This is a genomic window from Deltaproteobacteria bacterium, assembly GCA_020848905.1.
In the GTDB taxonomy this organism is placed as follows: Bacteria; Myxococcota_A; Polyangia.
On the sequence record JADLHG010000011.1, the window covers coordinates 19,262 to 32,569 of the forward strand.

Annotated in this window: 11 protein-coding genes; 1 reads left to right on the top strand and 10 read right to left on the bottom strand. The window is 69.9% G+C overall.

The genetic code is table 11. The annotated features are described in order from the left end of the window. The first annotated feature begins 92 nt into the window (after window positions 1–92). Window positions 93–1,544 carry an imidazolonepropionase gene (locus IT371_06555; GenBank protein ID MCC6747301.1) on the top strand — a complete coding sequence of 484 codons (1,452 nt, stop codon included), beginning with the start codon at window positions 93–95 and terminating at the stop codon, window positions 1,542–1,544. A gap of 15 nt (window positions 1,545–1,559) precedes the next feature. On the opposite strand, the gene IT371_06560 is transcribed toward IT371_06555, so the two are convergent. The 10 genes from IT371_06560 to IT371_06605 form a co-directional block, all read right to left on the bottom strand. Then, window positions 1,560–2,114 (bottom strand): hypothetical protein, encoded by a 555-nt coding sequence (locus IT371_06560; protein ID MCC6747302.1) that lies wholly within the window; start codon window positions 2,112–2,114, stop codon window positions 1,560–1,562. Beyond that, entirely contained in the window at window positions 2,111–3,517 is a 1,407-nt protein-coding gene (locus IT371_06565; GenBank protein ID MCC6747303.1) for a hypothetical protein, read from the bottom strand. The genes IT371_06560 and IT371_06565 overlap by 4 nt, the downstream gene beginning before the upstream one ends. Continuing rightward, window positions 3,504–4,511, bottom strand: a complete 1,008-nt coding sequence (locus tag IT371_06570) for a glycosyltransferase family 2 protein (protein MCC6747304.1) — start codon at window positions 4,509–4,511, stop codon at window positions 3,504–3,506. The genes IT371_06565 and IT371_06570 overlap by 14 nt, the downstream gene beginning before the upstream one ends. A 3-nt stretch (window positions 4,512–4,514) precedes the next feature. Next, a complete protein-coding gene (locus tag IT371_06575; protein ID MCC6747305.1) occupies window positions 4,515–5,990 on the bottom strand; it encodes a glycosyltransferase in 1,476 nt (491 codons plus the stop codon). Between the two features lie 88 nt (window positions 5,991–6,078). Further along, a complete protein-coding gene (locus IT371_06580) occupies window positions 6,079–7,449 on the bottom strand; it encodes a hypothetical protein (GenBank protein MCC6747306.1) in 1,371 nt (456 codons plus the stop codon). Window positions 7,450–7,452: 3 nt separating this feature from the next. After that, the gene (locus IT371_06585; protein ID MCC6747307.1) at window positions 7,453–8,499 is read right to left on the bottom strand and encodes a GNAT family N-acetyltransferase; all 1,047 of its coding nucleotides are present in this window, start codon (window positions 8,497–8,499) and stop codon (window positions 7,453–7,455) included. Beyond that, complete coding sequence (locus tag IT371_06590) at window positions 8,496–9,380, bottom strand: polysaccharide deacetylase family protein (GenBank protein MCC6747308.1); 885 nt, start codon at window positions 9,378–9,380, stop codon at window positions 8,496–8,498. The genes IT371_06585 and IT371_06590 overlap by 4 nt, the downstream gene beginning before the upstream one ends. A 7-nt stretch (window positions 9,381–9,387) precedes the next feature. Continuing rightward, on the bottom strand, window positions 9,388–11,706 hold the full coding sequence (locus tag IT371_06595; protein ID MCC6747309.1) for a hypothetical protein: 2,319 nt from the start codon (window positions 11,704–11,706) through the stop codon (window positions 9,388–9,390). Window positions 11,707–11,810: 104 nt separating this feature from the next. Further along, window positions 11,811–12,494, bottom strand: coding sequence for a class I SAM-dependent methyltransferase (locus IT371_06600; protein ID MCC6747310.1), 684 nt, complete (start codon window positions 12,492–12,494; stop codon window positions 11,811–11,813). 126 nt (window positions 12,495–12,620) lie between these two features. Further along, the gene (locus IT371_06605; protein MCC6747311.1) at window positions 12,621–13,133 is read right to left on the bottom strand and encodes a response regulator transcription factor; all 513 of its coding nucleotides are present in this window, start codon (window positions 13,131–13,133) and stop codon (window positions 12,621–12,623) included. Window positions 13,134–13,308: the final 175 nt, after the last annotated feature.

Here is a 13,308-nt window from a genome sequence, read left to right on the forward strand (position 1 = left end):
TCCACCGCGCCGGCGGGCCGGACCGCTCCCCCGATCGCGCGGCGGACGCAAGCGCTTGCCAGGCCTGCCTGCGGCGCAGTACGCACGGTTCCATGGATCTTGCCCTGGTTCAACACGGCACCGCCCTCCGCGTCGACGGGCGCGTCTTCCGTCTCAAGGAGCTGCTCGAGGCCGAGGAGCTACGCGACGGCGCCCTGCGCCTCCAGAGCGCACACCTCGTCGGTCCGGCGTTCGTACGCCTTCGCTTCGCGGACGGCCGCGAGGTCGCGGCGAGCCTCCCGGGACGCGATGCCTCCCCGGACGACGGGCGCGTGGATCTCCTCATCCACAACGCGGGACAGGTGCTGACCTTCACGGGCATGGGGGTTGGGCTCGTGAGCCGGGCCCAGGTTCTCTGCCAGGGCCGGCGCGTGCTCGCCGTCCTGCCCGCCGGTCCCCTGCCCGTGGGCTACCACCTTTCCGAGAGCGCAACGCGCGTGGACGCCGCGGGCGGCGTCGTCACGCCCGGGCTCGTCGACCCCCACACCCATCTCGTCTTCGCCGGCGAACGATCGCTCGAATTCGCCATGAAGGCCGAGGGGAAGTCGTATCTGGAGCTGCATCAAGCCGGCGGCGGCATCCACGCCACCGTCCGCGCGACGCGCAGCGCAACCTTCGACGAACTGCAACGGAGGTGCTGTCGCAACCTCTCCGAGCTCCTCGATTGGGGCGTGACCACCTGCGAGGCCAAGAGCGGGTACGCGCTGGAGGTGGAGGGAGAGCTCCGACTGCTCGAGGTGCTCCGAGCCGCGAACAACTGCCACCCTGTGGAGATCGTCCCCACGCTGCTCGGAGCCCACGCGCTCCCCGCCGAACACGCCCACGCCCGCGACCGCTACGTCGAGGAGATCGCCGCGCAGATGATCCCGCGCGCCGCGGAGCAAGGCCTGGCCCGCTACTGCGACGCGTACTGCGAGGCTGGCGCCTTCTCACCCGAGGAGGTGGAACCCATCTTCGTGGCCGCGCGCGCCGCGGGACTGGGGCTTCGCCTTCACGCCGAGCAGTTCAGCGATCGTGGCGGAGCGGCGCTCGGTGCGCGCCTGGGCGCCACGACGATCGATCACCTCGAGCACGTCGGCGAGGCCGGCGTCGCCGCGATGGCGGCCGCCGGCAGCATCGCGGTGCTGCTACCGGGGGCGGCGCTGACCTGCCGGTGCCCCTGGCCGCGGGCCGAGCTCTTCCGTCGAGCACAGGTCCCCATGGCCCTCGGGACCGACCTCAACCCGGGGAGCAGCATGACCGCCGCGCTGCCCCTGCAGATGTTCCTCGCGTGTACCCAGGTGGGGATGACGTGCGACGAGGCCTGGCGGGCCGTCACCTGCGTCGCCGCCGACTCCGTGGGTCGGCCCGACCTCGGCCGGATCGGCCCCGGATCACCCGCCGACCTGATCGTCTTCGACGTGCCCGACTACCGCCACGTGCCGTACCACTACGGCCGAAACCACGCGCAGGTGGTGATCAAGGCCGGCCGCGTCGTGCGGCAGCGCGCCTCGCTGCTGGATTGACCCCCCACCGCGCCGTCACAGTGCTCCCTCGAGCCGCTCCACCACCTCCGCCGCGGCTCGCCTGCAGAGCGTGCGCAACGTGAGGCTTCGACTCTGCTCGGCAGCCAGCGTTTCGCCGGACACGACCCACGGCGCGTCCACCTCGACGAGCCCGCTGCGCCAGAGCGTCTGCCCATCGGGAGCAGTGAGGCGCACCTCGAGTGCCAGCGAAAGCCCCGCCGCGGCCACCTGTCGGTCTCGCAGCACCACGGGACCTCGCCGGAGCCGCGCCAGCCTCGCGTGCAGCTCCGCGTCGGATCGGTGACGTGCAGCGAGCCGCAATCCGCGGCGGCCGAGCTCGCGCCCGAGCTCCAAAGAGAGACACGGGGCGAGCTCGAGCTCGTCGGTCCCCGACGGATCCACCGGCCGAAGGTGAACGAGCGAGACCTTTCGCCCCCCCGGCAGCTGCAGCCCGACGGGACGGTACCCGCACCCGCTGACCAGACACAGCGCGAGGAGCGCGTGCGCTGCCGCGCGCCCCGCCGGGCCTCCGCGCGGGGCCACGTCTCCCGCCGGGTGTCGCGCCCTCATTGAGGATGGAGCTGCTGCTGCACCACCGCGGCGCTGCCGGCTGCCGGACTCGCGAGTCCCGCCCCATCGAACGCGCCGCTGCGCGTTCGAACGCAGATGCGGCCCGCACCACCCCCACCGCCACCGCTCGCGCTCGAAGATTCCGCTCCCCCGCCGCCATCGAGCGCCCCCCCTCCGCTGCCCGTGCCCCCCTTTCCCCCCTCGCCGAAGATGCTGCGCCCCCCCTTACCTCCCTCGGCCACCGCCACCTCGCCTCGGCCGTCCGTGCCGGATTTCCCACCTTCGAAGCTCGCCCCCCCGCCCCCGCCGCCCCCGCCGTTCGCAGCGACAAGACCGTCGAGCGCGACCCGTGGCGCCTCGAGGAGCAAGCCCCCGCCGCTGCCGCCGCCCCCGCCGCCGCCGGGCCAGCCGCTCCCGCCTTGTCCGCCCCCTCCTCCGACGCGAATGAGCCCCGACGGGCCCACGACGATCTGCGCCCCCGCGGTGAGCTGCAGCGCCCCGCCTCCGCCTCCGCCAGATCCGCCCCCCGTACGTCCGCCGCCCCCCCCGCTCCCCCCGACGAGCCCGGCTAGGCACGGATCCCCGCAGGTCGCGACTCCCTCGGCCCCGCCCCCCCCTCGTCCGCCGCGACCGCCGAAGCTCGCACCGGCGCCACCGCCGCGTGTGCCATTCGAGGAGAACCCCGCAGGTCCTCCGCCGCAGCCCTCGCCCGCAGTGTTGCTCCCCCCACCTCGGCGCCCGCCGGGGCCCGGCGTCGCCCCCTCGGCCGACGCGTCCAGCGCGCCGTTCACGGTGATGGCCGTCCGGGCCACGATCATCAGCGGCCGTCGCCCCCGGATGCGAAGCACCGCCCCCTGCGCGATGGTCAACCGATCGAGGACCAGGGCGCACCGATCCGCACCCGCGAAGAACGCCACCCCCGACGGAAAGGGCTGCGCCCGCCCACCGCTGTCTTGCAAGGCGCCGCTCGTCGTGTCGAGAACCACGGGCTGCTGGACGAGCATCGCCCCCGCGCCGCTCACGAGCTGGACGCTCGCCCCGTTCGACCCCTGAAAGACGTAACAGGCCCCGGTGGCCGCGTTACATCCCATGCCGCAGGTCCGCTCCACCGCGTAGGCCCCGGAGGCCTGGCAGGTGAGCGCGTCGTCCCCCGAGCACTTGCGGGGTCCCTCTGCACAGAGGGTCGGCAGGTCCGGCGCCCCTCGCGCGTCGAGCGAAGCGTCGGGCGGGGGCAGGAGCGCCAGGTCGGCGCCGCGGTCTCCCGTGGCGTCGTGAAACGAGGGGAGCCCCGCATCGGCGAGAGCGCCGCCATCTCCCACGGGAGAGCGTCCGCCACGATCGAATCGGCAGGCCGCCGCCGAGAGGAGCACGAGCGCCAACGCGAGCGTTCTATGGCGTCGCACCAGTCGTCGGCTCGCCGCTCTCGCTCGATTCCTCCTTCCGCGCACCCGACAGCTCCTTGGCTACCCGATAGGTCGGCTTCCCCTGCGACTCGTGATAGGTCCGGATGATCACCTCTGCCAGCACGCCCAGCATCACCATCATGAAGCCGAGCAGCATGAGCAGGATAGCCAGAAGCAGCATCGGGCTGCGGGAGAGTTCGAGCCCGAAGGCCAGCTTCTGCACCGAAAGGTACGCGGCCAGCGCGAAGCCGGCGATCCCCATGAAGATGCCCGGAATGCCGAAAAAATGGATCGGCTTGTTCGCATAGCCGACGAGGAACTTCACCGTGATGAGGTCTAGCACCACCTTGAAGGTGCGGCTCAAGCCGTACTTGGAGGCGCCGAAGCGCCGGGCCCGGTGGTTGACCTCGAGCTCCGTCACCCGGCCCCCCGCCCAGCTCGCGTAGAGCGGGATGAAGCGGTGCATCTCGCCGTACAGCACCACGTCCTCGAGCGTCTCCCGGTGGTAGGCCTTCAGCGTGCAACCGAGGTCGTGGATCTTCACGCCGGAGATCCACGCGATGAGCTTGTTCGCGAAGAAGGACGGGATGCGCCGCGTGACGAACTTGTCTTTTCTCCCTCTGCGCCAGCCCGAGACGACCTCGAACCCCTCCTCCATCTTGGCCAGCAGCCGCGGGATGTCCGCCGGATCGTTCTGCAGGTCGGCGTCCATGGGCACCAGGACCTCGCCCCGCGCGGCGCGGATCCCCGCCATCATGGCCGCCGTCTGCCCGAAGTTCCGCTTCAGGAGCACCACCCGGAGCCACGGGTAGCGCTCGCAGAGCCCCGGATAGAGGTCCCGCGTCCCATCGGTGGAGCCGTCATCGACCAGCACGGCCTCCGCCCGGTAGCGGTGCTCCCCGATGACCTTGCCGATCTCCTCACAGAGGAGCGGCAGGCTCTCCAGCTCGTTGTAGCAGGGCACGATGATCGAGAGGTCGAGGGAGTCGTTCATGCATCACGCCTGCACGCGCACGGCCGCGGTCGCTTGTTTCGGCTTCCGCGCCACGGCCACGACGCTCAGGCCGTGCCAGGGGAGCCGGTTGTCCACGTGCCGAACCACGGGGGCGATCATGTTCAGCGCCTTGAGCTGGATCCGCGGGAAGTGTTTTCGCCGCCAGACCCGGCCGTTGTAGAGCCAGCCGAGCACGCTCACCTTGTTGTAATCGAATACCTGTTCTATTTCGAACCCGGCCCCGCGGATTAGCCCGTCCACCTCGGACCGGCCGAAGCGCCGCGTGTGGCCGAGCGCGTCGTCGAGCGAGCAGTAGAGCCACTGCCCCTGCGGCACGAGGAGGATCGCCTTGCCGCCGGGCTCGAGCGCCGAATAGATGTTGCGAAGCGCCGCCGCCACGTCCTCCACGTGCTCGAGGACGTTGAGGCAGATCACGGTATCGAACCGCCCCTGCAGCGCGGCGAAGGCCTGCGCGTCGGTCACGTCCAGCTCGGCCACCCGCAGGTACGGCTTGCCGACGGACATATTGTGCAGGAAGGCCAGGTAGTGGGGGTTGATGTCCGTGGCCAGGTAGTGCTCGCGCGGCAGGAAGCGCATGGTGAGGTTCCCCACCCCCGCGCCGATCTCGAGCACCCGTGCCCCGAGCTCCGGCGAGAGCAGCTCGGACATCCAGCGGTTGAACTGGTGCACCTGACTCAGGCTGGTCAGGATGGCCGCCCCGTACTGGTCGTTCTGGAACAAGTCGTCTACAACCGTCCACTTCAGGATCGACCAGAGCGCCCCGAAGCCGTGCCGGGCCGAGATCTTCTTGCCCTCCTGGTAGGTCCGCCCCGCGTAGCGAATCGGCACCTCGTAGATCACGGCGGCCCGCTTGGCGAGCTTCGCCGTGAGCTCGGGCTCGATGGAGAAGTCGTTCGACCGGATGGGGATGGACTTGAGCAGCTCCGTCCGCACCATCTTGTAGCAGGTCTCCATGTCCGTCAGGTTCAGATCGGTCATGGCGTTCGACAGGAAGGTCAGGAACTGGTTGCCGAGCGTGTGCCAGAAGTAGAGCACCTTGCGGTACTCGCCGGACATGAAGCGCGAGCCGTAGACCGCGTCTGCATCCGCCTCGAAGAACGGCCGAAGCAGGCGCCCCCAGTCTTCGGGGTAGTACTCCAGGTCGGCATCCTGGATGACCGCGAGCTCGCCCGAGGCCTCGGCGATGGCCCGACGGATCGCCGCGCCCTTGCCCTGGTTTCGCTCCTGCTCGAAGTAGCGCATGGAGCGGTGCGACCCGGCCAGCCGCCGCAGGATGTCGCGCGTGCCATCGGTGGAGCCATCGTCCACCACAATGAGCTCCACCTCCCGCACCTGCGGGTGCGAAAAGGCCAGCACCCGGTGGATGGCCGCCTCAACGAGAAAGCGCTCGTTGTAGACCGGCATCAGCACCGAGAGCTTGATGGGCGCCTGAAACTCCTTGGAGTAGCGGGCCGTCATGGGGCCGCATCTTTACCGCAAGGGTGCGCCAAGGCAAGGTCATTCGAGAGGCCCGCCCGGGGCCGAAAGCCCGAGCAGCACCGACGGTCTACAGCGAAGCCGGGTACCGCGTGACGAAGGCCAGCGCGTTGTGCGCCGCCACGGCCACGAGGGCCCAGCCGAGCGCTCGCCCGAGCCACGGCTGCCGGCTCCGCAGCCGCTCGAGCAGCAGGCCACCGAGGAGCGCGAGCAGCGGAAAGAGCTGGAGCAGGTAGGAGGCCTTGATGGTGTCGCCCTTGCCCAGGTTGGGGTAGCTGATGAGGAACCAGAGGTAGCCGAGCCACGAGACCACCACCGCGAGCGCGAGCAAAGCCGTCGTGGCGGGGGGGCCGAGCTCGTCGTCCGGAAGACGCCGTCGGAGGAGCGGCCCGAGGGCCCCGAGCCCGAGCAGCAGCGCCGCGACCAGAACCGCGCTCGGCAAGAGCCCGAGGAGGCACGCCCGCCCGAGGTAGCCCTTGATCTGCTCGCGGTTGTGAACCACGACCTCGTTCCAGAACTGCTGTTTCACGAGGAAGTAGCCCCAGTAGTCCCCGTAGGTCTCGGCGTGGAAGATGGGGAGGAGCTGGTTCGGAAAGGCCTCCCGGATCGGCTCGGAGAAGAGCTTGTCGAGACCCAGGCCAAAGTAGAACTCCCGCGGCTGGTTGGCCAGCGAGAAGCCCGTGGCGGGACGGTTGAAGCGGGTGAGGCTGCCGTAGCGGCCGAGCTGCACGAAATAGAACCAGCTTCCTACAACGAAGGCGACGCCCCAGCAGACGGCGAGCGCCTTCAGGTGCGGAAGGAAGCGCTCCCGCCGCCGGAGAACGAGCGCGAGGAGCCACAGGCCGAGGGCCGGATAGAAGAAGAAGCCCCACTGCCGCGCGAGCACGAGGAGCCCGAAGAGGACGCCGGTGCGCGCGGCGCGCCCCAGCCTGGGCGCCGGATCCAGAAAGAGGGTCAGGCTCCGCTCGAGCACCAGCAGCGCGAGGAAGGCGAGCAGCGGCTCCCCACGCACCATGACCATCGTCTTGTAGTAGACCGGCAGGCTCCCGAGCAGCCCGAGCGCCGCGAGCTTCACGAGCGTCTTGCCCGGCGCGAGCCTCTCGGAAAGGCGCAGCATGAGCAGCGTGATGCCGACGGAGCAGAGCACGTTCTGGAGCTGCGCCAGCTTGTTCACCGCCCCTTCGCCGAGCCAGCCCGGCGCCGCGAGGAGCGCGGGGAGAAGGTACGGCAGCGGAGGGGAGTGGTACTCGATGGTCTGCCCCTCCACCGGCAGGTGCCCCGAGGCCAGGATCTTCACGTAGGTGAGGTGCGAGATCGCGTCGTAGCCGATCCGCGGGTCGTGAAAGAGCCCGTTGAAAAAAACGGTCGCGTTCACGCCGAAGAAGAGCGCCCAGACGAGCTGCTCCTGGCTGGGCCAGCGGAAGATGCGAGCCTCTGCCATGGTTCACCCGAGGGGGTTCAGGTACTTCACGAGCAGCGGTCCGAGCCGGTTCGCGAGGCCGAGGGGGAGGCGTTGCCAGGTACGCTGGGCAAGCCGGTAGACGGGGTCCCGCTCGAGTCGCTCCGTCACGTCGGGCACCTCTCCGCCGCGGCGCAGATAATAGTGGTAGTGGAGCGGGACCGGCTTCGCGCCCCATTTCTCCTTGAACTTGAAGGTTCCCGAGTCCCACTGGCTCCGACCGAAGTCGAGGCTGCGCAGTCCCCGGCCGACCGCCCAGCGCAGCGCCTCGTGGCTCAGCAGGTCGTTCGGCCGCCGCTCGAAGTGTTCACGGAGCGAGGAGAACCACGGGTTGTGCGCCCGATCGCCGTGCGCGAAGAGGAACATCCCCCCCACCGGCTCGGCCCCGAGGAAGGCCACGAGGAGCTGTGTCTGGGTGGGAAACGCACGCAGCACCTCCTCCACGAAACGCCGCCCCAGGACCGGCGTGCCGAGGTCCCGCATGTTCTGGCAGAAGACCCGATAGAAGGGCCCGAGGAGCTCGACCCCTCCCTGCGAGACGGTGAGCCCCGCCGCCTGCGCCTTTTTCACCGCCCGCCGCGCGGAGCTGGCCACGAGCTTCGAGAGCCCCGCCTCGCGCTCGGGGAGCGTCGCGACCAGCGTGCAGTGCCTCCCGCTCGTCACGAAGCGGGCGTCCGGGATACGCTCCTCGAGGCTGTCGCGCAGGACCAGGTAGTCGGCCCGCCGCTGCTCGGTGTAGGCCAGCGCGAGCTCGAGGAGCCCCCGCTCGGCCCCTCGGGTCGTGGCGCACGCACCCCCGGGCATCGAGCTCACGTAGTGCCCACCGATCGGCCCACCTCGCACCCGAAAGAGCGGCAGCACCCCGACGATCGCGCCCTGCTCCTCGGCCAGAAGATAGTGCGTCGAGTGCCCATAGCTCGCGTGGAGCACCCCCCGCCAGCCCGAGAGCGCGTAGTGGCTCGCCGCGGGGTGCGACGCGACGAAGGCGTCCCACCGCGACTCTTCTCCCGTCTCGAGCTCGCGAACGATCACCGGCGGACCTCCCCGGCGGGAACGTCCTCGGTGACCATCCCGGCCGCGCCGAGCGCCTCCCACATCGAGGCGAAGCGAAAGCGCCGCAGCAGCGCGTCCACCTTGCCCAGCGCCGCGCTCACCCCGTAGTAGGTCACGAAGCGGGAGAAGGCAGGCAACTCCACCCGCTGGACACCCGGGTCGGTCTCCCAGGGGTGCACGTAGATCACGATCGGTCGCGTGCGGGCCACCAACCCGAGCAGCCCGAGGAGCACCGGACTCGGCAGCGCCCTGAGGTAGAACCCGCCCCCCGCGGGAGCGCGGAGCTTGCCGAGCGCGACCACGGTCGCGGGCCACTCGATGAGGGGACTCCCGGGATCCGGCAGCTCCGGTCGCTCGAGGTTCACGCGGTACGGCGCGAGCGGCGCCCCCGCCACGCCGTAGAGGGGGCCCTTCGCCGGCACCAGGCTGGCGTCGTAGCGATACCCGTGACGGGCGAGGAGCGGCAGGGCCCACCGGGTCCGCTCGTCGAGAGAGAAGGTGGGAGCGCGGAACCCGCGGACCGGTACGTCGGGCCCCAGCACTCGGTCGATGAGCGCGCGGAAGGCCACGATCTCCGCCTCGAAGCTCGCGGGCTCGAGTTCCCAGAGCGGACGGTGACTCATCCCGTGAAAGCCCACCTCGTGCCCCGCGGCGTGGATCCGTCGAAGGAGCTCGGGGTCCCGCTCGGCGACCCGGCCCACGACGAAGACCGTGGCCCGCACGCCGTGCCGGTCAAGAAGCGCGAGGAGCGGCGCCACCGACTGCGCCGCCCGGTCCTGCCCGGTAGTCGGGACTCCCCGCCGCCTGAGCAGCTCCGGGTCGTACCATTCCTCGAGGTCGATGGAGAAGCCGTGCAGCACGAGTGCCTCAGGTGGTGACGATCGGCGGCGCGTCGGACGCCTCCGCGCTAGAGCTCGCCGAGCGTCGGCGACGCCGGACCCAGGAGCCGATACCGAAGGCGAGGAGGCCAAGGGCCGTGGCCGCGTAGACCCAGAGCCCCGCGAGCGTCCGCGCCGGCCGATACCGCAGCTCCACCGCGTGCGCCCCGGGCCCCACGAGCACGCCCCGGAAAAGATGGTTCGCGCGCACCACGCGGGCGGGCTGACCGTCCACCCGCGCCTCCCAGCCCGGGAAATAGGCCTCGTTCACGACGAGGATCCCCGCCGCGGGGGCCTCGGCCCGCAGGCGCACCGCGTTCCGGCCGAAGCGCTCGAGCCGCGCCGGGACGGGCGGTCTCGGTGCCCGGAGCCGCGAGACCCGGGCCAGCTCGTCCGCGTTCAGGTCGCTCCGTTCTAGAATAGCCACACGCCAACCGGCGGGAGTGCGCCAGAGCCGGTCCAGCGCCTCCGGTCCCCCATCCACGAGCTGCGCCTCCCCGACCCAGAAGGCGAAGGGGGCCGCATCGGCCAACTCCAAGACGTCCCCCCGGCGCGCGCTGCGGGCCCCCGCCTGCTCGGCGATCGCGCCGAAGTTCCGGCCGGCGTAGTAGCGCACGTTGGCATGGCAGAGGAGCGCGTAGCTCTGGCGGGCCCGGTCCGCGTAGTGCCTGTACCGCTCGGTCACGAGCGTGTTGTAGCGGCCGAAGAGGTCTCGTACCTCGAGGCGGGCCCCAGGCCGGTACTGGAAGTAAACGTCGTCCGCCACCCGCACCTCGTCCTTCACGCCGGGGAGCGCGAGAAGCTGCGCGTCGCGCGAGAGGTCCGGCTTCGGCAGCAGGATATCGTAGACCGGTCGGGCCTGGGCCCCGAGATCCCCGAGCAGGAGGAGCACCGCACCGCCGGCCAGCACCTGCCGCCACCGTCCGCTGCGCAGGGCGAGAAGCCCCACCAGCATCGCGCCGGCCGCGAGCGCCAACCCCACGCCCAGGGCCGCGCTGGTCTGGAGCCTCGGATCCTGCCGGTCGGCAGCCCCCTTGGTCGCCAGCCAGGCCACCAGAGTCGTACCGAAGACGAGCAAGGCCACGACGACGCCCTTCACCAGCCGGCGCCGCCGTCCCTCCTCGCCTGCCTCGAGGGCATCGCCCATGCCCCGCGCCGCGAGAAGCGCCAGGAAGAAGGCCGTAAGGTAGAGGTAGACCTCCGGGTTGCGCCACATCTTGAAGGCGGGCACCACCTCCCCGAGCGCGGGGAGCAGGCCAAAGTTCCCGCCGCAGGCCAGGAGGAAGAAGAAGGCGGCGCAGCCGCCCCAGAGCAGCCGCTCCTTGCTCCACCGCCCGACTAGCGCGTAAGCCCCGAGGAGCACCGGGAGCAGCCCCATGTACGGGAGGCAATATACGAACGGCGGTTCTAGAACGCGCGGTGAGAGCAGGTGCAGCGCGTGCGCCGGCCGCACCACCGAGTGCATGGCCTCGCCGGCCGCCATGGCCTGCCGGGCCGTGTGCGGCACGAGTTCGGCGGTGGCGAGCAGCACGGGCAGGCTCAGGCCCACCGCGACCGCCACTGCGGGGAGCAGCGCGAGCCCGATGCGCCCCAGGTGCCGAAGCCCCCGTCGTTCCTCCTTCAGCACGATCCAGAGCGCGAGAAGCACGAGCGGCGCGAGGCCGAGCAGGTTGCGGAAGACGTCCGGCGGATACCCTGAGAGGATCGAGAGCCCCATCACGACGCCGAGACCGACCCCCGCCCGCAGCGACGGCTTCTTGACCACCTCGTCCGCCGCGATCACCAGCCACGGAAACCACGCGATGGTCCACATGCCGGCGTTGTCCTTGTTCTTCGCCAGGCGGGCGCAGAGGACGTACGAAACGGTGCCCAGCCACGGTACGGCGCCACTTGCACGCTGGCGACGCAGGAGGAGGTGCATTCCGAGCGCGGCGATGGCGTAGTGGAGCAACGAGCGAAGCAGCCCGAGGTGGGGGCCGTACCCGAAGAGCCAGGCCGCGAGGTAGATGGGAAGGCTCAACGGGTAGGTCCCACTGGCCGCCGGGTCGGCGACGAAGCCGAAGCCCGCCTTCTCGTATGGATTCCAGAGGGGAACGCTGCCCGCCCCCCAGGCGTGAGCACCGTAGGCCATGTCCCCCCACGACTCGTTGACCGCATCCCAGCCGAGGAAGAGGTCACCTCCTAGAAGTTGTGGGTGGAGCACGAAGAAGAACGCCACGTACGCCCCCGCGACGGCGGCGCTGTTGAGCCAGCTCCGACGTGGAGATTCAGGCGGCGCGGAGCTGTCGAGGGAAGGGTGCCCCATCATCGGGTCCGGCTCGGAGGACAATCTGGTACCACATGTCTCGCGACTGGGGGTAGCGCTCTCTCCGCACGCGGCCTCGACACCCGGAGCCGGCCGGCGTTCTCGGCCTACGGTGATGCTGGGGTGGCGTTGCTGGGTAACGGGGCTTTCTCCGCGACGTACACGTTATTCAGGCCCCACATGAAGCGCCGGCGCTGGACCAGCCGCAGCGGCGGCGTGTTCAGGTAGAGGCGGATTTCGCGCAGGGGCATACAGAACTCCTCGTCCTCATCCATGCCGCGTTCGGAGTCCATGTCTTTGCGGCCGCGCGCTGCCTCGTACAGGTGGACCCACTGATGAACGAGAAACTGCGTAACCGGCTCGCCCTCCGTCATGACGAGTCGGCCGCCAGTGCGCAGCACACGAGCGAATTCTGCGAACTCGGCGGTGCGCTGCTTCCTCGGAATATGGCCTCCAACCGCAATGAGCGTCACGGTGTCGAAGGACTCATCTGCGAAGGGCAACCGCATAACGTCGTCCACAACATTGTCAACGCCCTCGTAGGGGAACACGTCGATGCCAATGCCCTGGGCGTCGCCGAGGAATTCCCGGACAAAAAGGTTCCCCGGACCGCACCCTACGTCCAGCACGCGACCGCGGCAGACGCTGGCGACCACGCGCATGCGTTCCTCGCGCAACGAGGAGAGTCCCCACCTACTCTCCGTCAGCAAAAGGAGCGCGCGCAGTGGAAATGCCAGCGTGTCAGCCGCCGCGCCAAGGCGACTTCTCCCAAGCTTGGGGCCGTCATACATCCTCGACTGCTCCTGGCGAGAGATTCGCAGGGGTTGCCGGGCGTTCGCCCCTCGCTTCCTCGCGTCCGAGCGAGAGTGCCGACGTGCCGGGCATCACGCGGCCGAAAACCGGTGGCTCAAGCGTCATCAGATTTCCTTGTATTTTCCGGGGGGGGCGAGGCGCGGTCGCCCCATCAGCAACCGACGGAGGAGCACCCCATACAGCTCTACCTGGCTACGTGTGCAGGTCTTCGCAAAGATCCGCTGCCAATAGGTCGAGACCGTCCCGATCCTGCAGCCGAGTCGATCAGCCACTTGCTTCACCGAGAGGCCGTCGAGAGCGACGAGCACGACTTCTCTCTCTCGTCGACGGAGGTCGAAGGATTGGAGGAGGTCGTTCAGCACCTGGGGCTCACTTGCCGAACGCAGGGCGGCCGGGAACGCCAGGACATCCGGGTCGCGGTTCTCCGATGCGTTCCCGCCGCTGCGGCCGATGGTCACAACAGTGGACGACCTTACTGCTTGAGCGTCTTGGTCCGGCATCGTGAAGCCGAGAGGCGGGACGTCCAGCGCCAGAACCGTGTGCCCCATGGGCTCAGCTTCCCTTCGAACGATGTTGACGAGCACGTCGTCGCCACCGACGACGAGGATCGTTGCCATGCCATCTCCCCCCGAGATTCGCGCGACCTTGTAGCACTACCGGGAGACCTGAACCGCCCCGGGTTCTCCGGAGACCCGGTTGGGTGAGTCACGCGGCCTTCTCGGAGGTGCTGTGACTCAGATAGTAGGCCTTCTCATACTCCGCTGGGGATGTCCATCCGATCGGCTCGAGGAG